Origin of the sequence: Pseudonocardia sp. HH130630-07 (assembly GCF_001698125.1) — a bacterium.
Classification (GTDB): Bacteria; Actinomycetota; Actinomycetes; order Mycobacteriales; family Pseudonocardiaceae; genus Pseudonocardia.
The window spans coordinates 518,419-536,273 of the sequence record NZ_CP013854.1 but is presented as its reverse complement, the minus strand read 5'-3'; the positions used below and the strand labels follow the sequence as shown (position 1 = coordinate 536,273).

Below are 17,855 nucleotides of genomic sequence, written 5' to 3'. Positions count from 1 at the left end.
GCCCCTGCCCGGGATCCGGGCGGGGGCACCGTCGTGTGTCAGGCCTGTACGGGCTCGGGCAGCAGCCGCTCGACGAGGTCGGACAGCGTGACGATGCCGACCAGCCCGTCGTCGGACTGCACCAGGGCCAGGTGCGCGCGCTGGTCGCGCATCGTGTTGACGGCCGTGTGGTACTGCGTGTCGCCCGGCAGGGTGAGCACCGGGCGCATGAGGTCCCGGGCCCGGGTGCCGGGCTCGCGGGTCATCGTGTCCCGGACGTGCACGTAGCCGATCGGCTCCGTGCCCTCACGGACGACGAGCCGCAGGTGCCCGGTCCGGCGCGCGGTGTCCTGGATCGCCGCGACGTCGTCGTCGGCGGACACCCCGGACGGCTCGTGCGCGAGCTCCCGCACCGGTGTGCGCTCCAGCTCCAGTGCGGTGACCAGCTGGTCGCGCCGCTCCTGGTCGAGCGTCCCGGTCTTCGCCGAGTGGTCGACCAGCTCGCGCAGGTCCTCGGCGTTGCGGCCGGACGCCATCTCGTCGACCGGCTCGACACCCACGGCCCGCAGGCACGCGTTGGCCGCGCCGTTGAGCAGCAGGAGCAGCGGCCGGGCGATGACCATGAACGCCCGCATCGGTAGCGCCAGCAGGATCGCCGACCGCTCCGGGTGCGAGATCGCCCAGGACTTCGGCGCCATCTCACCGACGACCAGGTGCAGGAACGTCACGACGATCAGCGAGAGCACGAACGACACGACGCCGGCCACCCCGCCGGGCAGCCCCCAGCCCTCCAGGACCGGGCGCAGCGCGTAGTCCACGGCCGGCTTGGTCACCGCGCCCAGGCCCAGCACGCACAGGGTGATGCCGAGCTGGGACCCGGCGAGCAGCAGCGAGATGTCCTTCGCGCTGCGCAGCGCGGCCCGGGCCGCGGCCGAGGTCTGCGCCTCCTCCTCGAGCCGGTAGTTGCGGGCGGCGACGAGCGCGAACTCGACCGCCACGAAGAACGCGCTCAGTGCGATGAGCGCCACGGACACCACGATCTCGACGGTGCTCACGCCCGGACCTCCTGCTCGTCGTCGCTGGCCGAGTACTCGGTCCAGACCAGGTGCACCGCCGAGGGCACCCGCCGGTCGACCTCGTGCACGGTCAGGCGCAGGGCGCGGTCCTCGTCGTCCGGGTTGTCGGCCGCGATCACCACGACGACCTCGTCACCGGTCTCCGGCAGCCGCTGCAGCTCGGCCATCACCAGGCCACCGACGGTCTGGTAGTCGCCGTCGGGCAGCTCGGCGTCGATCAGCCTGCCGACCTCGTCGACGTGCCGGTCGCCGGGGACGACCCAGCCGTCGCCGGCCGCGGTGGCCTGGTCGGTGCCGGCCTGGTCGTGCTCGTCGGTGATCTCGCCGACCAGCTCCTCGGCGATGTCCTCGACCGTGACGACGCCGGCGAGCCCGCCGTACTCGTCGAGCACGCAGGCCAGCTCCTCGTCGTCGGCACGCAGCCGGGCCAGCACCTGCGGCAGCGGCAGCGAGGACGGGACGAGCACGGGTGCCCGCATCAGCTCCGACACCCGCACCTCGGCGAACGTCCGGTCGCCGAACCGCTCGCCGGCCGCCAGCACGTCCTTGAGGCAGACGACGCCGACCAGCTCCAGCGCGTTGTCCGGGTCGGCCGCCTCGGGCGGCGTGCCGAGCACCGGGTAGCGCGAGTGCTGCACCGCCATCTGCGCGACCAGGCTCTCGACCGTCGCGTCGTCCCGCACCCAGGACACCCGGGGCCGGGGGATCATCGCGGCCCGCGCGGTGCGGTCGCTGAAGTCCACCGCCCGGTCCAGCAGGGTCGCCAGCTCCGGATCCAGGTCCCCGGAGTCCTTCGAGTCGTCGATGATCGCTTCCAGGTCCCGCCGGGTCGCGGAGTGCTCGACGTCGTGCACCGGCTCGATCCGCAGCATCTTCAGCAGCAGGTTCGAGGCGGCGTCGAAGATCTTGATGATCCAGCCGAACAGCGCCAGGTAGGTCTTGGTGGACAGGGCCAGCCAGCGGGCGACCGGCTCCGGGCGGGCGATCGCGAGGTTCTTCGGGAACAGCTCGCCGAAGACCATCTGGACGACCGTGGAGAGCAGCAGCGCGAACACGGTGCCGATCGCGACGCCGACGCCGGTCGGGACGCTGGCCAGGCCGAGCAGCTCGCCGATGCCGTTGCCGATCAGCGGCTCGGCGACGTAGCCGACGAGCAGACCGGTGACGGTGATGCCCAGCTGGGCGCCGGAGAGCATGAACGAGGTGCGGCGGGTGATGTCGAGTGCCCGCGCGGCTCCGGTGTCGCCGTCGGCGGCCCTGGCCTTGAGCCGCGAGCGGTCGACGGCCATGTAGCCGAATTCCTGGGCCACGAAGTAGCCGGTCAGCGCGGTGATCGCCAGGACGACGAGCACACCGAGCAGGATGCCCGAGATCGTGCCGATCACCGGAGCGTCACCGCCCGGTCATCGGGCCCGTGCGGGCGGGCGGGACGGAGGGCGGTGCGGGGTCGCCGTCCGCAGTGGCTGCGGACGGCGCCGGGACTGTCGCTGGGGTCCATGACTCCTGACTCGGGATTCGGATGTGGGCGTCGACGCGTACAACGCGTGCCGGAATCGTACGGTTCCGCGGGACCCGCGTCGCGTCGTGTGCGTCACCCGGACGGACCGATGAGAACCGGCGGCCGCGGGGGTCGGCACCGGTATGACGCTGGAGACGATGCTCGTGAGCACCGACGGCGAGCGGCTCGCCCGCTTCTACCGCGACCTGCTCGGGGCGACCGAGACCGAGCGGGTCCCCGCCGAGGGCGCGCCCTTCTACCTGGGGCTGGACGTCCTCGGTGCCCGGCTGGGCGTGGTGTGCGACGCCGCCGCGCCACAGGGGCCGCAGCGGTTCCTGCTCTCCGCCGTGCTGGCGTCCGCGTCCGATGTCGACGCGGTGCTGCCGCGGGTCACCGCGCTCGGCGGGACGGTGGACGGCGCGCCGAACGACATGCCGTGGGGCCAGCGGGTGGCGCACGTGAAGGACCCGGACGGCAACGCGCTGAACCTCGCCGGCCCGCTCTGAGCCCCGCTCCCGGTGTGGTCCCCGGGAGCCCGCTCCCGGTGTGGTCTCCGAGAGCCCGCTCCCGGTGTGGTCTCCGAGAGCCCGCTCTCAGCGTCCTGTCAGACCCCGTCGCTACCCTGACGCCCGTGACCACACCCGTGACGCCCCCACCGGCCGATCCCCGGCGTGAGCTGGGGATCGCGCTGCAGCGCTGGGCCACGGGCGGCGCCGCCGGGATCGGTGTCGTCCGTGTCCTCGACCGGCACGGCTTCGGCTCGGTGGAGGCGGGGCAGCTGCTCGCCGGCACCACCGGAGGCGAGCTGGCCGGCCAGGTCTACCGGGGCGCGCTCGACGCCGCGGCGCACCCGCTCGCGACCGGGGCCGCGGCCGGGGCGACGACGCGGCGGGAGGCGCTCGTCGGTGACGAGTCCGCGCTGGGCGCTGGCCTCGCCTGCGGCGGCGGGGCCACCCTGCTCGCGCACCCGCTGCCCACCGGCGCGGCGCTGGCGCTCGGCGCGGCGCTGGCCGCCGCGCGGCCCGCGGCGCTGCTGTCCCGGGCCGGTGACGGCGCAGCCCTGGTGCTCACCGGCCCCGAGCTGGCCGAGGAGCACGGTGCACCCGGCACCGTGCCGGCCGCAGCGGTCGAGCAGGCGCGCGGCCTGCTGCGCCGTGGAGCCACGGCGACCGAGCGGATCACCGCCGACGGGGCCGACGTGCTGGTCGACGTGTGGGTGCCGGTGCCCTCGGTGCTGGTCGTCGGTGAGGGCGCGCTCGGTGCCGCGCTGCACGCCCAGGCCGGGCTGCTGGGCTGGTCGGCGCGCACCGCCACCACCGTGGCGGCCGCGCACGCCGCGGTCGCCGCGTTCACCGAGGCCGACGTGCTGGTGCTGCTCGACCACGCGCCGGAGTTCGACGCGATCCTGCTGGCCGGAATCGCCCACGGGCGCGGGTTCCTCGGCGCGCTCGGCTCCCGGCGCACCCAGGCCGCCCGCCGCGAGCGGCTGCTCGCCGCCGGTGTCACCACCGACCAGCTGGCCGCGGTGCGCGGCCCGGTCGGACTCGATCTCGGCGCCCGCACCCCGGCGGAGACGGCGGTGTCGATCGTCGCCGAGGTGATCGCCGCGCGGGCCGGGCGCTCGGCGGCGGTACTGGCGGAGTCGTCGGGGCGGATCGGCGCATGAACGCACCGTCCTCGCGGCGCGGCTGGGGCGGTGGCGCACCGCCCGCCCCGCGGCCCCCCGCACCCTCCCGCTCCCCGCGCGGCCCGGTGCGCACCGGCATGACCTGGGGCGCCCGGCTGGTGGCCGGTGGGCTCGTGATGCTGCTCGCCGTGGTCGGGGTCACCGCTCTGCGGGTCTGGCAGATCGCCAGGGTGGACGACCAGCGGCCGGCCGATGCTGTCGTCGTGCTCGGCGCCGCCCAGTACAACGGCGAGCCGAGCGAGGTGCTCCGTGCCCGGCTCCGGCACGCCGAACAGCTCTACCGGGACGGCGTGGCCCCCCGGATCGTGACGGTCGGGGGCGGGCAGGCCGGGGACCGCTACACCGAGGCCGAGGCCAGCCGGGAGTGGCTGCTCGGCCGGGGCGTGCCGAGCACGGCGGTGGAGGCGGTCCCGGAGGGCGTCGACACGCTCGGGAGCCTGGAGTCCGTCGCCGCCGTCGCGCGCGAGCAGGGCTGGGACTCGGCACTGCTGGTGTCCGATCCCTGGCACAGCCTCCGGGCCCGCACCATGGCCCGCGACGCCGGGCTCGACGCATGGACCTCACCCACCCGCAGCGGGCCGATCGTGCAGACCCGGGAGACCCAGCTGCGCTACATCTACCGCGAGACGGGGGCGTTGTTGTTCTATGAGCTGACCCATGCCTCGGTCGACACGGCGGGCAGCGGGCTGGGATGAGCGGGCCCGCCGTCCCGGTGCTGACCGGTGCCCCCGGCTACGAGCCGGCCGACGTCGAGCGCCGGCATCCCGAGCCGCCGAAGGGCGCGGGGCTCGGCGAGCGCGGCCGGGTGGAGCGGCGCAGCCCGTTCTCCCGCGACCGCGCCCGGGTGCTGCACTCCGCGGCCCTGCGCCGGCTCGCGGGCAAGACGCAGGTCGTCGGGCCGGGGGAGGGTGCCGAGATCACCGGCATGCCGCGCACCCGGCTCACGCACTCGCTGGAGGTCGCCCAGATCGGCCGCGGGATCGCCGAGGAACTGGGTCTGGACCCCGACGTCGTCGACGCCGCCGGTCTCGCGCACGACATCGGCCACCCGCCGTTCGGGCACAACGGCGAGCGCGCGCTCGACGAGGCGGCCGGGGCCTGCGGTGGTTTCGAGGGCAACGCGCAGACCCTGCGGATCCTGACCCGGCTCGAACCCAAGCGGGTGCCCGGCGGGCTGAACCTGACCCGGGCCACGCTGGACGCGTCGACCAAGTACCCCTGGCCGCGCCGCGGTGCCGAGCGCAAGTTCGGGGCCTACCCCGACGACGTCGGGGCCCTGGAGTGGGTGCGCGCCGGTGCCCGTCCCGGTCTGCGGAGCATGGAGGCCCAGGTCATGGACTGGGCGGACGACGTCGCGTACTCGGTGCACGACGTGGAGGACGCGATCCTGGCCGGCCGGATGGACCTCGCGGTGCTGTCCTCGCCCGCCGAGCGGGCCGCGCTCGCCGGGGAGGCCGCGGTCGGTTTCGGGGCCGACGCCGGTGCCTGCGCCGAGGCCGCCGCCCGGCTCGACGCGCTGCCGGTCGTCCGCGCCCTGCGCGGGTTCGACGTCCGCACCGCCACCGGCGGCGACCTGGTCGCGATGAAGCGGATGACCTCCGAGCTGGTCGGGCGGTTCGCGCTCGCGGCCACCGACGCCACCCTGGACACCCACGGCGACGCCCCGCTCGCCCGCCACCGCGCCGATCTCGTGGTCCCGGTTGCGGCGGGCGCCGAGGTCGTCCTGCTCAAGGCGCTCGCGACCCGCTACGTCATGAGCGACCCGCAGCGGCTCGCCATGCAGGCCCGGCAGCGCGAGCTGCTGCACGAGCTGGTCGCCACCCTGACCCGGCTGGGTGCCGGCGGCCTCGATCCGGTGCGGGCGCAGGACTGGGCCGCCGCGCCCGACGACCGTGCCCGGCTGCGGGTCGTGGTCGACCAGGTCGCGCTGCTCACCGACCCGCAGGCGGTCGCCCGGCACCGGGAGCTGTGCCGGAGCGGGGTCAGCGCAGGGTGACCGCCGGGCGGGCGGCGTCCTCCTCGGTGGGGACGACCCGGTCCGGGCAGGTCGCCAGCACCCGGTCGATCGCGTCCCGCTCGGCGTCGGTCACCCACAGCTGGTAGCGGGTCTTCACCGCGACCTGCCGCGCCACGTAGGCGCAGCGGTACCCGCGGTCCGGTGGCAGCCAGGTGGCGGCGTCGCCGTCGCCCTTGCGGCTGTTCGTCGGCCCGTCGACGGCGACGAGGTTCAGCGGGTCGTTCCCGAGCCGCTCCCGGGTCGCGGGGTCGAGCTGCTGGGCGCCCTTCTGCCAGGCGTCCGACAGCGCGACGACGTGGTCGATCTGGACCTTGTCGCTGGTGCCCTGACCGCGGGTGAAGGGGATCGAGGTACCGGTGTAGGCGTCGGGCAGGGTGCCGGTGAGCACCACGCACTCCCGGGTGCCGGGCTTGAAGGTCTCGGCGTCCATGTCCCGCGCGAGCACCTGGTTGCGCTGGTCGCAGCCGTCCCGGTCGATGTCGGCCCAGCGCCGGCCGAACTCCTCCCGCGCGTACCCGGTCTTCGGCGCCCGGCCCTTGACCGCCAGCGCGTCCAGCGACGTCGCCGCGCTCCCGGTGGCGTCGGGCCCCGGGAGGCCCACCGTGGCGGGCACGACCGCACCCGTCCCGGTGTCCCCGGCGGCGAGCGCCCGGTCCAGCGCGTCCGGCCACGACACCGGTCCCGCACACCCGGCCAGCACCGCCACCGCCGCCAGCGCGGCACCGACCCGCATCCCCGTCCGAAGCCGCACCCGTCGATGCTCGCCGGGCCGGGGGTGCACGCCGGGTCGACACGCCGTACCCGTCCCGGTGCTGAGGTGCACACCACGCCGGCTTGCCGAACTGTTTAGCAATGCGTTCCAGTGGTGGGGTGATCGGTTCCCGTTGGCTCGTCCCGCTGCTGGCGGTGCTCTTCGTCCCGGTGTGGGCGTCCGGCTTCATCGCGGGCAAGATCGCGACCGGCTCGATGGACGTGCCGGCGGTACTGCTCTGGCGGTTCGTGATCGCGCTCGCGGTGATGCTGGTGGCCGCGGTGGCACTGCGACCCGGGCTGCCCCGCGGCCGGGCCTGGCTGCACCTCGCGGTGACCGCGCTGCTGCTGCAGGTCGGGCAGTTCACGTTCGTCTACACCGGCCTCTCGGCCGGCGTCCCGGCCGGGCTGTCGAGCCTGATCCTCGGGATGGCCCCGCTGCTCGTCGGGCTGCTGACCCCGCTGCTGCTCGCGACCCGGGTCGGCGTCGCGCCGGTGCTCGGGCTGCTGGTCGGCGCGGTCGGGGTGTACGTCGTGCTGGCCGGTGACCTGGGCTCCGGGCTCGGGAGCTCGGTGGTGTTCCCGGTGCTGGGCATGGCGTCGCTGACGGCGGGCACGCTCTACCAGAAGCGGTTCAACGATCGGACGCCCGTGGTGACGAGCGTCGTCGTCCAGATGGCCACCTCGCTGGTCGCCACCCTGGTGGCCTGGCCGTTCCTGGGGGCGCACTGGCTGCCGCCGTCGGGCGGGGCGTGGCTGGCGGTGGGGTGGCTCGGCGTCGTCAACTCGGCCGGGGCCTTCGTGCTCATGTTCCTGCTGCTGCGCTGGCGCTCGACGGTCTTCGTGTCGTCGCTGCTGAACCTGGTCCCGGCGACGACGGCGCTGTGCGCGGTCCCGATCCTCGGCGAGCCGCTGACCGGGCAGGCCCTGCTGGGTCTGGGCATCGCGCTCGTCGGCATGTTCATCGGCGTCGGGCGCCTGCCCGGCTCCCGCGCACCCGCGCCGGAGGAGCCCGGACGGGACCGCGCCCCAGAGCCGGACCGGCGGGCCTAGACTCGGGCCCGTGGCAGGACGGATCCGGGACGCAGACATCACCGAGGTCCGGAACCGCACGCGGGTCGAGGAGATCGTCGAGGAGTACGTGGCGCTCCGCCGCGCCGGCGCCGGGTCCCTCAAGGGACTCTGCCCGTTCCACGACGAGAAGTCGCCGTCGTTCACCGTCCGGCCCTCGCACGGAACGTTCCACTGCTTCGGGTGCGGCGAGCACGGCAGCGTCATCGACTTCGTCATGCGCATGGAGGTCATCGGCTTCCCCGAGGCGGTCGAGCGGCTCGCCGAGCGCTGCGGGGTCCGGCTGACCTACGAGGGCGGCGGCTCGTCGGTCCAGCGGGACCGCGGTACCCGCTCCCGGCTGCTGGAGATCAACCGCAAGGCCGCCGAGTTCTACGCCGAACAGCTGCGCACCCCGGCCGGCCGCGCCGCCGTGCAGTTCCTGTCCGAGCGCGGGTTCGACGCGGCGGCCGCCGAGAAGTTCGGCTGCGGCTACGCGCCGGCCGGCTGGGACACCGTGACCAAGCACCTGCTCGGGCAGGGCTACCAGCTCGACGAGCTGATCAAGTCCGGGGTCGCGAAGGAGGGCAGGCGCGGCGCCATCGACCGGTTCCACCGGCGGCTGCTGTGGCCCATCCGCGACCTCGGCGGCGACGTCGTCGGCTTCGGTGCCCGCCGGCTGTTCGACGACGACGGCATCGAGGCCAAGTACCTCAACACCGCCGAGACGCCGGTCTACCGCAAGACCCACGTGCTGTTCGGCCTGGACCTGGCGAAGCGGGAGATCGCGAAGACCCGGCAGGTGGTCGTGGTCGAGGGCTACACCGACGTGATGGCGATGCACCTGGCCGGGGTGCCGACCGCCGTCGCGTCCTGTGGGACGGCGTTCGGCTCCGAGCACATCTCGGTGATCCGGCGGCTGATCGGTGACGACTCCTTCGACCGCGGCGAGGTCATCTACACCTTCGACGGCGACGCGGCCGGGCAGAACGCCGCGATGAAGGCGTTCGAGGGCGACCAGAGCTTCGCCGCGCAGACCTTCGTCGCGGTCGCGCCGGACGGCCAGGACCCGTGCGACCTGCGCAACAACCACGGCGACGCCGCGGTGAAGGACCTCGTCGCCCGCCGGGAGCCGCTGTTCGAGTTCGCGATCCGCACCGAGCTGCGCTCGCACGACCTGTCCAGCGCCGAGGGCCGGGTCGCGGCCCTGCAGCGCACGGTGCCGCTGGTCGCCCGGATCAAGCGGGAGGACCTGCGCGACGAGTACGCGCGGCGGCTCGCGGGCTGGGTCGGGTGGGACGACATCGCCGTCGTCGTGCGGCGGGTGCGCGAGACCGCCGGGGTGCCGGCCGAGGGCCGGTCCCGCCGCCGGGCCCCGCTGCCCGCACCGAAGGCCGGGGACACCCAGCTGCACCTGCAGCGGGAGGCGCTCAAGGCCGCGCTGCAGATCCCCGGCGTCGTCGGCCCCGGGTTCGACGAGCTGCCCGAGGCCGGGTTCACCCACCCGCAGTTCGCCGCGGTGCACCGGGCGATCCTCGCCGCCGGCGGTGTCTCCGGCGGTGTCTCCGGCGGGCTCGACGGGTCGCAGTGGCTGGACGCGGTGGGCGCCGAGATCGCCACCGACGACGTGAAGCGGCTGGTCAGCGAGCTGGCGGTGGAGGACCTGGAGCTGCCCAAGCGCAACACCGACGAGCTCCGGTACGTCAACGGGGTGCTCGCCGGGGTGCGGCTGGGCCTGGTCGAGCGCGAGATCGCCGACCTCAAGTCCCAGCTGCAGCGGACCAACTCCGAGACCGACCACGAGGAGTACATGGAGCTGTTCGGCGTGCTGGTGCCGCTGGAGCAGTACAAGATCGCGCTGCGCGAGCAGGCGGCCGGGGTGGCGTCGTGAGCGGCCTGTGGGGCCGGTTGTTCGGCCGCGACCCGGTGCCGGACGCGGTCGCCGCCCGGCTGGAGGCTGAGGAGGCCGTGGTCGCGACGGCCGAGGTCGCCGGCGGCGGCGCGCTCGTCGTGACGTCGTGGGGGATCTGGCCCCCGGCCGACGACGCCGGGGGAGCAGCGGAGCGGATCGGCTGGCACGAGATCGCCAAGGCGACCTGGGACACGACGTCGCTGGTCGTGGTCCCGACGGTCGCCGAGCCGATCGCACCCGGCACCGACCTGCTGTCCGACGCCCGGCCCCGCCGGTTCCGGCTGGCGGATCCGGGGAAGGTGCCCCAGGCCGTCCAGGAGCGGGTGAACCAGTCGATCCGGACCCGCAACCGGCGCGAGCTGCCCGGCGGCGGGGCCTGGGTGCTGCAGCGCAGGATCCCGGGCCGGGACGGCCTCGTCGTCCAGGTCCGGCCGGACCCGGGGACCGACCCGGACGCGGCCCGGCGGCTGGCCGAGGGGATCGCGGGGCGGCTGCCCGGCGGGACCGGATGAGGGAGTGACATGACGGCGACCAGCTGGGACCCGGACCTGTACCGGGCGTTCGACGACCACCGGTCCCGGCCGTTCGCCGATCTGCTCGCCCGCGTCGGCGAACTCGATCCCGCCCTGACGCGGGTGGTCGACGCGGGCTGCGGGCCGGGCCACCTCACCGGGCTGCTGGCCCGGCGCTGGCCCGCGGCGACGGTGCAGGCGTTCGACTCCTCACCGGAGATGGTGGAGGCGGCGCGGCGGGCCGGGGTCGACGCCGGCCTGGTCGACGTCCGGGACTGGGCGCCGCCGCGCGACACCGGTCTGGTCGTCACCAACGCCGTGCTGCAGTGGGTGCCCGAGCACGCCGGGATCCTGCGGAGCTGGGCCACCGCGCTCGCGCCGGGGGCGTGGCTGGCGATGCAGGTGCCCGGCAACTTCGACGCACCGTCGCACGCGCTCACCCGTGAGGTCGCGGCCCGGCCGCACTGGCGCGACCGGTTCGAGCTGCGCGGCAGCGGGACCGTGCTCGACCCGCTCGGCTACGCGGAGCTGCTCGCCGTCGCCGGTGCCGAGGTGGACGCCTGGGAGACCACCTACCTGCAGCGGCTCGACGGCGCGGACCCGGTGCTGCACTGGCTCTCCGGGACCGCGCTGCGCCCGATCCGGGACGCCCTCGACGACACCGCCTACGCGGCCTTCGTCGACGAGCTGGCCCCGGAGCTGCGCGCCGCCTACCCGCGGGCCGCCGACGGCGGCACCTGGTTCCCGTTCCGCCGGGTGTTCGTGGTGGCGCGCATCCGCTGAGGCGGCTCAGCCGGCCGACATCCCGCGCCACACCAGGTCGGTGAGGTCCGCGGCGGACTGCTGCCAGTCGCCGGCCGGGTCGAGGAAGAAGAGCCCGCTCAGACCGCGCAGGGCGGTCTCGGGATCCACGTCGGCCCGGATCGTCCCGGCCAGGACGTTGGCCTCGACCAGGGTCGAGGCCGCCCCGAGCATCGACCGGTAGGCGTCGGCCGCCACGCCGTCGTCGGCCGAGCTCGCGGCCTGCAGCGCGGAGGCCAGGCCCCGCTTGGTCATCATGTAGCGCGCGAGGTGCTCGGTCGCCCAGGTCCGGAACGCCTGCTCCGGGGGGTGCGCCCGGAGCAGGCCGGGCACCACCTCGACGAGGTGCGCCACCTCCCGCCGGTAGACCGCGAGGACCAGCGCGTCGCGGGTGGGGAAGTGCCGGTAGACGGTGCCGACCCCGACCCCCGCCTGCTTCGCGATCGCGTTGAAGGAGAGTTCGCCCGCCGTGACCGACGCGGCCGCGGCGGCCAGTATCCGGTCGTGGTTGCGCCGGGTGTCCGCGCGGCGATGGCTGACCGATCCCGTCATCCTCACCTGCCCGTCGAATCGACTCGTAGGCCCGCAGATGCGGTGTCGGCGGCCTACTCCCAGATCCGGCAGTCTACCGATCTGCTGAGCGGATAAATATCCGCTAGGCTGGGTCCGTTCCCGAACCACCACCCGAACCACCACCGGGCCCTGTCGGCGATCCCGCCGCGGCCCGCGGGAGAGAGAGCCAGTGGAGATCTCACTCGACATCAACGGTAGTCCCGAACGGCTGAGTGTCGAACCGGGAGTCACGCTCCTGGACGCGCTGCGCGAGCGGCTCGACATCACCGGCCCGAAGAAGGGGTGCGACCGCGGCCAGTGCGGCGCGTGCACCGTGCACGTCGGCGGGCGCCCCGTGCTGTCCTGCCTCACCCTCGCGGCCACCGTGCGCGAGCCGGTGACCACCGTGGAGGGCCTGGCCCCCGACGGCGAGCTGCACCCGGTGCAGCGTGCCTTCGCCGACCAGGACGCCATGCAGTGCGGCTTCTGCACCTCCGGACAGGTCATGTCCGCCGTCGCGGCGGTCGAGCAGGACGTCCCCGACGTCCGGGAGTTCATGTCCGGCAACCTCCGCCGGTGCGCGGCCTACCCCAACATCGTCGCGGCGATCGAGCAGGCGAGGAGCACCGATGCGTCCGTTTGAGCTGACCGCGCCGTCGACGGTGGACGACGCCCTCGCCGCCCCCGGCACCGTCCTCGCGGGCGGGACCACGCTCGTCGACCTGATGAAGCTCGACGTCCTCACGCCGGAGCACGTCGTGGACATCACCGCGCTGCCCCTGCGCGGCGTGCACGGCAGCGCGACCGGAGGCCTGCGGATCGGGGCCCTGGAGCGGATGAGCGACGTCGCCGCGCACCCGGAGACGCCCGCGGTGGCCTCCCGTGCGCTGCTGCTCAGCGCGTCCCAGCAGCTGCGCAACATGGCGACGATCGGCGGGAACCTGATGCAGCGGACCCGCTGCAGCTACTACCGCGACGTCACCGTGGGGTGCAACCGGCGCGAGCCCGGCACCGGCTGCCCGGCCGTCGAGGGCGCCAACCGGATGCACGCCATCCTCGGCACCAGCGACTCCTGCGTGGCCACCCACGCCAGCGACCTCGCCGTCGCACTCGTCGCGCTCGACGCGCGGGTGGAACTCGTGCACGCCGACGGCGGGCGCACGCTCGCCCTGACCGACTTCTACCGGACCCCGGGGGACACCCCGGAGGTCGAGCACGACCTGCGGCCCGGCGAGCTGATCAGCGAGATCGTGCTCCCGCCGGTGCCGGACTCGGTCCGTTCCACCTACGTGAAGGTGCGCGACCGCGCGTCCTACGAGTTCGCGCTGTGCTCCGCGGCGGTCGTCCTCGACGTCCGCGACGGCCGCATCGCCGACGCCCGGGTGGCGGTCGGCGGCGTCGGGACGGTGCCGTGGGCGCTGCCCGCCGTCGCCGAGGCGCTGCGCGGTGCGCCGCTCACCGAGGAGGCCTTCGAGGCCGCGGCCGCGTCGGCCGCCGACGGTGCCCGGCCGCTGGCCCAGAACGCGTACAAGATGTCCCTGGTGCGCCGGACGGTCGTCCGCGCCCTGCTCGAGGCGACGGAGGAGGACCGCACATGACCGGCCGTCTGGATGCGCCGTTGAAGGTGACCGGCGGCGCGCGGTACGGGCTCGACCGCACCGCGCCCGGCATGGTCTACGGCTACGTCGTGGTCAGCACGATCGCGAACGGCGAGATCACCGCGATGGACGTCGACGCGGCCCGGGACGCCCCGGGCGTCGTGGCCGTCTACACGCCGTTCGCGCCGCTGGAGCTGACCACGCCCGAGTCCCCGGTGATGGGGAAGACCTGGGTCCCGCTGCAGAACACCGAGGTCGCCTACCACGGGCAGCCGATCGGTTTCGTCGTCGCCGAGACGTTCGAGCAGGCCAGGGACGCGGCGATGCTGGTCCGGACCGAGTACCGGACGCGGCCGGCGCGGACCTCGCTGACCGAGCACCTCGCCGACGCCGAGGACGCCCCGCCGAGCATGTCCGGTGAGCCGCCCGAGCTCGCCGTGCTCGCCGACGGCGTCGAGTCGATCGACGACGCGCTGGCCGACAGCCCGGTCGTCGTCGACGCCACGTACGTCACCGCCACCCAGAACCACGCCGCCATGGAGCCGCACTCCGCCGTGGCGACCTGGGAGGACGGCCGGTTCACGGTGTACAGCGGCACCCAGGGCTCCGACCTGCAGGCCGGGTCGCTCGCCACGGCGCTGGGTGTGGAGCCCGCGGCCGTGCACGCGGTCAACCCGTTCGTCGGGGGCGCGTTCGGGGGCAAGGGGCACACCGCGGTGCCGGCGTTCCTGGCCGCCGCGGCGGCCCGCGCACTGGGCCGGCCGGTCAAGGCCGCGCTGACCCGGGAGCAGGTCTTCACCGCGACGGCCAACCGGCCGGGGACCGTGCAGCGGCTGACGATCGGCGCGGAGAAGGACGGCACCCTCGTCGCGCTGCGCCACGACTCGTGGTCCAGCACGCCGATGGACCGGACGTTCATCGAGCCGACGTCGCACGGGACGTCGCGAGAGTGGTACGCCACCCCGAACCTGGCCATCAGCCAGAAGATGGTCCCGCTGAACATCCCGTCGACGACGTTCATGCGGGCCCCGGGTGAGGCACCGGGGTCGTTCGCGCTGGAGAGTGCGATCGACGAGCTCGCCGTCGCGCTGGACATGGACCCGATCGAGCTGCGCCGGCGCAACAACTCGGTCGCGCCGCCCGGCAAGGACCTGCAGTGGTCGAGCAAGCACCTGGACGAGTGCTTCACCGTCGGCGCGGCCCGGTTCGGCTGGTCGGCGCGCACTCCGGGCGGTCGGACCGACGGGGACTGGCAGGTCGGGCTCGGCACCGCCGTCGCGATGTTCCCGGCCCTGCGGTTCCCCGCCTCGGTCCGGATCACCCTGAACGACGACGACACGGCCGAGGTCGCGACCAGCGGCGCGGACCCCGGTACCGGTCTGCTGACGATCCTGTCGCTGTTCGGGGCGGAGTCCCTGGACATCGACGCCGAGCGGGTCACCCCCCGTCTCGGTGACTCGGCGCTGCCGGCCGGTGGCATGTCCGGTGGCTCGACCGCCACGGCCAGCGTCGCCTCGGCGATCATGGTCGCGGCCCCGCAGGCGATCGACGAGCTGATCGCCCTGGCCTCGGGACCCGGCGGCCCGCTGGAGGGCACGGAGCCGACCTACGCCGACGGCCGGGTGCAGGTCGACGGCGGCCGGAGCCTGACCTTCGGCGAGGTGCTGAAGGCGGTCGGGCGCTCCTCGCTGGCCGTCACCGGTTCGGCAGCGCCGGGGGAGGAGATGACCAAGCACTCGTTCAGCTCGTTCGGCGCCCAGTTCTGCGAGGTGCGGGTGCACCGCCGGACCCGGGAGATCCGGGTGTCGCGGATGCTCGGCGTGTACGACGCGGGCCGGATCATCAACCCGCAGCCGGCCCGCAGCCAGATGATCGGCGGCATGATCTGGGGCGTCTCGGCCGCGCTGCACGAGGGTCTGGAGATCGAGGCGGACGGCCGGCCGGCCAACGGTGACCTCGCCGGGTACCTGATCCCGGTGAACGCCGACATCGGCGAGGTGGACGTCGAGTTCGTGCAGTACCCCGACACCCTGCACAACCCGGTCGGGGCGCGCGGCATCGGCGAGATCGGCATGGTCGGGATGGCGGCCGCGATCGCCAACGCGGTCCACAACGCCACCGGCGTCCGGGTCCGGCACATCCCGTTCGGGATCGAGGACCTGCTGGAGGACTAGGGCGTGTCTCCCAGATAGGCGGACCGGGGTGCGCGATGCTTGATCGGTGCCGCGTACCGCTGTCCTGACTGATGCCCAGTGGGCCCGTCTGGCGCCGCTGTTGCCCTCCTCCGAGGGTCGTCGCGGGCGCCCGTTCCGCGATGACCGCCGGGTGATCGAGGGGATCATCTACCGGTATCGGTGCGGGCTTCCCTGGCGCGACGTCCCAGCCGAGTTCGGGCCGTGGCAGACGTTGTGGAAGCGGCACCGCCGCTACAGCGGCGACGGCACCTGGGACCACATCCTGGCTGCTCTTCTGGTCGAGGCCGACGCCGCCGAGGTGCTCGGGTGGGCGGTCAGCGTGGACTCCACGATCATCCGTGCCCACCAGCACGCCGCGACCCTCAAGCGCGACATAGGGGGCCGGATCGAACTACACGAATCTGCTCGCCGAACCAGCAGATCACGCGCTGGGACGGTCCCGCGGAGGGCTGTCGACGAAGATCCACCAGCTCGTTGACGGGCACGGCCGCCCGCTGGTGGTCCTCCTCGGCCCCGGCCAGGGCGGCGACTCGCCAATGTTTCCGCACCTGATGGCGCGCCTGAGCATCGCCCGACCGGGCCCGGGACGACCCCGGACCCGGCCTGAACGCGTGCGCGCGGACAAGGCCTACTCCTCACGCGCGATCCGCCGGCACCTGCGCGAGCGCCGGATCATCGCTGTCATTCCGGAGCCCTCTGACCAGCAGGGACACCGCAAACGACGGGGCTCACGCGGTGGCCGACCGCCCGCATTCGATCCGGTCGACTACCGAAACCGCAACGTCGTCGAGTGCGGGTTCTGCCACGTCAAGCAGTGGCGCGGGCTGGCCACCCGTTACGACAAGCTCGCCCTGACCTTCCGCGGCGGCGCCGTCCTGAAGGCGATCGTCACCTGGCTCCGCGCATTGGGAGACACGCCCTAGGCCCTCCAGCGCCGGACGGGTCGTCCCGCGGTACGCCGCGGGACGACCCCGGTGTCCTAGGGGCGTCCGTCGCGCTCGCCGCGGACCCGGCCGATCACGCTCTCCACGCCGGCCTGGGCGATGCCCGCCGCGCCCTGCACCGCGGGATGGTCCACGGTCCGGTGGTAGACGCGCACGAGCTGCTCGTAGCGCTCGTGCCCGGCCCTGGTGCCGAGGACGTATCCGACGGCGACCCCCACGAGGAACCTGACCATTCCCTCACCTCCCACGGCGACGGTACCCGGGTGCTCCGGTGCCTCCTGCTGGTACCCGGACCCTGCCCGACCTGCGTGGACGTGGTGGGAGCGGGGGGTCGTGAGACGGTTGCGGGGGGTGTTGTAGAGTTTCACCCGTTGCCGGAGCAGGGCTCCGGGAGCGAAGAACGGTCCTCCGTAGCTCAATGGCAGAGCACCCGACTGTTAATCGGGCGGTTATTGGTTCGAGTCCAATCGGAGGAGCTCTCATTCTGGGGTCGACGATTTTCGTCAGTCTTTGACCCATGTCTGTCCCTCGAGAATTCCGTAACTACGAGCTCGGGTAGCGACTCGTTCTCCAGGGCGCCGGTGTCGCCGGACGAGCGGTCGAGGCTCAGGTTCATCCAGCGGGCCAGCCGTGAGGCTGCTTCGAGGCCGCCGACATGATGGTCACCGGCCGCGGGTCGAGCACGGATTCGCGGAGCTGCTCGACCGGAGTTGATGCGACGCTCGGCGAGGCACCGCCATCATTGGTGTGTGGACGACGCGACCGGTCTCTCGTCGGTCTGGCGGCTGGAGTTCCAGCAGCCCGCCGGGCACCGCGACTGGGTCGGTCCGTACGTGTCGTCGGTTCTCACCGAACGGGCCGAGCACATCGTCCGGTTCATGACGGCCGAGCACCACGTGACCCGGCCGGATCCACCGACCGCCGACGCCTTCCTGCTCACCGGCATCCCGGCCCTGCACAGTCCGGTCGCGTGCGGCTGCGCGTCGCTCGACGGACTGCTCCGCTGGTTCGGGCCCTACTGCGGCGCGCTCAGGGAGGAGGGCGCACACGTCGCCCACTACGGGGTGCGCCCGGAAGGAGTGCTCCGTCGAACCGACCAGGAGATCCTGTTCCGGCGCGATCGAGCGACGCTGATCGAACGGACGGGTCACCCGCCACCGACGCCTCCTGTACGCAGTTCTGCGGGGAGCCGCGCGTCGTTGTGCACACCGGCCGACTCGCCGTACGCCTTCACCCGCCCCCGGACAGCGCAATGGCGACGGACGGTTCTCGGCGAGTGCTGAT

17 protein-coding genes, 1 tRNA gene and 1 pseudogene are annotated in these 17,855 nt (G+C 73.9%); 14 read left to right on the top strand and 5 right to left on the bottom strand.

Annotated elements, in window-relative coordinates; translation table 11 throughout:
* Window positions 1–38: 38 nt before the first annotated feature.
* On the bottom strand, window positions 39–1,034 hold the full coding sequence (locus tag AFB00_RS02605; RefSeq protein ID WP_068795873.1) for a hemolysin family protein: 996 nt from the start codon (window positions 1,032–1,034) through the stop codon (window positions 39–41).
* On the bottom strand, window positions 1,031–2,440 hold the full coding sequence (locus tag AFB00_RS02600) for a hemolysin family protein (RefSeq protein WP_068795872.1): 1,410 nt from the start codon (window positions 2,438–2,440) through the stop codon (window positions 1,031–1,033). Before AFB00_RS02600 ends, AFB00_RS02605 begins: the two co-directional genes overlap by 4 nt.
* A 271-nt stretch (window positions 2,441–2,711) precedes the next feature.
* Here AFB00_RS02600 and AFB00_RS02595 point away from each other — a divergent pair, with 271 nt between their 5' ends.
* The 4 genes from AFB00_RS02595 to AFB00_RS02580 all read left to right on the top strand — a co-directional run bounded on the left by AFB00_RS02595 (window position 2,712) and on the right by AFB00_RS02580 (window position 6,236).
* On the top strand, window positions 2,712–3,059 hold the full coding sequence (locus tag AFB00_RS02595; protein ID WP_068799945.1) for a VOC family protein: 348 nt from the start codon (window positions 2,712–2,714) through the stop codon (window positions 3,057–3,059).
* Window positions 3,060–3,184: 125 nt separating this feature from the next.
* Entirely contained in the window at window positions 3,185–4,219 is a 1,035-nt protein-coding gene (locus tag AFB00_RS02590; RefSeq protein WP_231974179.1) for an XdhC family protein, read from the top strand.
* A gap of 98 nt (window positions 4,220–4,317) precedes the next feature.
* A complete protein-coding gene (locus AFB00_RS02585; RefSeq protein WP_068799943.1) occupies window positions 4,318–4,935 on the top strand; it encodes a YdcF family protein in 618 nt (205 codons plus the stop codon).
* Window positions 4,932–6,236: a deoxyguanosinetriphosphate triphosphohydrolase gene (locus AFB00_RS02580; RefSeq protein ID WP_068795871.1), complete on the top strand. Its 1,305-nt coding sequence runs from the start codon at window positions 4,932–4,934 to the stop codon at window positions 6,234–6,236. Before AFB00_RS02585 ends, AFB00_RS02580 begins: the two co-directional genes overlap by 4 nt.
* On the opposite strand, the gene AFB00_RS02575 is transcribed toward AFB00_RS02580, so the two are convergent.
* Window positions 6,223–7,008 (bottom strand): HNH endonuclease family protein, encoded by a 786-nt coding sequence (locus AFB00_RS02575; protein WP_231974178.1) that lies wholly within the window; start codon window positions 7,006–7,008, stop codon window positions 6,223–6,225. The genes AFB00_RS02580 and AFB00_RS02575 overlap by 14 nt on opposite strands.
* 119 nt (window positions 7,009–7,127) lie before the next feature.
* Between AFB00_RS02575 and AFB00_RS02570 the strand changes: the two genes are divergently transcribed.
* From AFB00_RS02570 to AFB00_RS02555, 4 genes are read left to right on the top strand one after another with little or no spacing between them, the layout of a single operon-like run.
* The gene (locus AFB00_RS02570; protein WP_068795870.1) at window positions 7,128–8,060 is read left to right on the top strand and encodes a DMT family transporter; all 933 of its coding nucleotides are present in this window, start codon (window positions 7,128–7,130) and stop codon (window positions 8,058–8,060) included.
* Between the two features lie 10 nt (window positions 8,061–8,070).
* Window positions 8,071–9,948 (top strand): DNA primase, encoded by a 1,878-nt coding sequence (gene dnaG / locus AFB00_RS02565; protein WP_068795869.1) that lies wholly within the window; start codon window positions 8,071–8,073, stop codon window positions 9,946–9,948.
* Window positions 9,945–10,481: a hypothetical protein gene (locus AFB00_RS02560; RefSeq protein WP_068795868.1), complete on the top strand. Its 537-nt coding sequence runs from the start codon at window positions 9,945–9,947 to the stop codon at window positions 10,479–10,481. The genes dnaG and AFB00_RS02560 overlap by 4 nt, the downstream gene beginning before the upstream one ends.
* Window positions 10,482–10,490: 9 nt before the next feature.
* Window positions 10,491–11,264 (top strand): trans-aconitate 2-methyltransferase, encoded by a 774-nt coding sequence (locus AFB00_RS02555; RefSeq protein ID WP_068795867.1) that lies wholly within the window; start codon window positions 10,491–10,493, stop codon window positions 11,262–11,264.
* A 6-nt stretch (window positions 11,265–11,270) separates the two neighbouring features.
* On the opposite strand, the gene AFB00_RS02550 is transcribed toward AFB00_RS02555, so the two are convergent.
* The gene (locus tag AFB00_RS02550; RefSeq protein ID WP_068795866.1) at window positions 11,271–11,834 is read right to left on the bottom strand and encodes a TetR/AcrR family transcriptional regulator; all 564 of its coding nucleotides are present in this window, start codon (window positions 11,832–11,834) and stop codon (window positions 11,271–11,273) included.
* Window positions 11,835–12,024: 190 nt separating this feature from the next.
* Here AFB00_RS02550 and AFB00_RS02545 point away from each other — a divergent pair, with 190 nt between their 5' ends.
* From AFB00_RS02545 to AFB00_RS31255, 4 genes and pseudogenes are all read left to right on the top strand, one after another.
* Entirely contained in the window at window positions 12,025–12,477 is a 453-nt protein-coding gene (locus AFB00_RS02545) for a (2Fe-2S)-binding protein (RefSeq protein WP_068795865.1), read from the top strand.
* Window positions 12,464–13,432 carry an FAD binding domain-containing protein gene (locus AFB00_RS02540; RefSeq protein WP_068795864.1) on the top strand — a complete coding sequence of 323 codons (969 nt, stop codon included), beginning with the start codon at window positions 12,464–12,466 and terminating at the stop codon, window positions 13,430–13,432. Before AFB00_RS02545 ends, AFB00_RS02540 begins: the two co-directional genes overlap by 14 nt.
* Window positions 13,429–15,606, top strand: a complete 2,178-nt coding sequence (locus AFB00_RS02535; protein ID WP_068795863.1) for a xanthine dehydrogenase family protein molybdopterin-binding subunit — start codon at window positions 13,429–13,431, stop codon at window positions 15,604–15,606. The genes AFB00_RS02540 and AFB00_RS02535 overlap by 4 nt, the downstream gene beginning before the upstream one ends.
* Window positions 15,607–15,652: 46 nt before the next feature.
* Window positions 15,653–16,550: pseudogene (locus AFB00_RS31255) on the top strand (IS5 family transposase).
* 56 nt (window positions 16,551–16,606) lie between these two features.
* Here the strand turns inward: AFB00_RS31255 and AFB00_RS02520 are convergent.
* Window positions 16,607–16,804, bottom strand: coding sequence for a hypothetical protein (locus AFB00_RS02520; protein ID WP_068795861.1), 198 nt, complete (start codon window positions 16,802–16,804; stop codon window positions 16,607–16,609).
* A gap of 171 nt (window positions 16,805–16,975) precedes the next feature.
* On the opposite strand from AFB00_RS02520, the gene AFB00_RS02515 reads away from it, so the two are divergent.
* Window positions 16,976–17,047, top strand: a tRNA-Asn gene (locus AFB00_RS02515).
* 273 nt (window positions 17,048–17,320) lie between these two features.
* Window positions 17,321–17,854 carry a hypothetical protein gene (locus tag AFB00_RS02510; RefSeq protein WP_068795860.1) on the top strand — a complete coding sequence of 178 codons (534 nt, stop codon included), beginning with the start codon at window positions 17,321–17,323 and terminating at the stop codon, window positions 17,852–17,854.
* Window position 17,855: the final 1 nt, after the last annotated feature.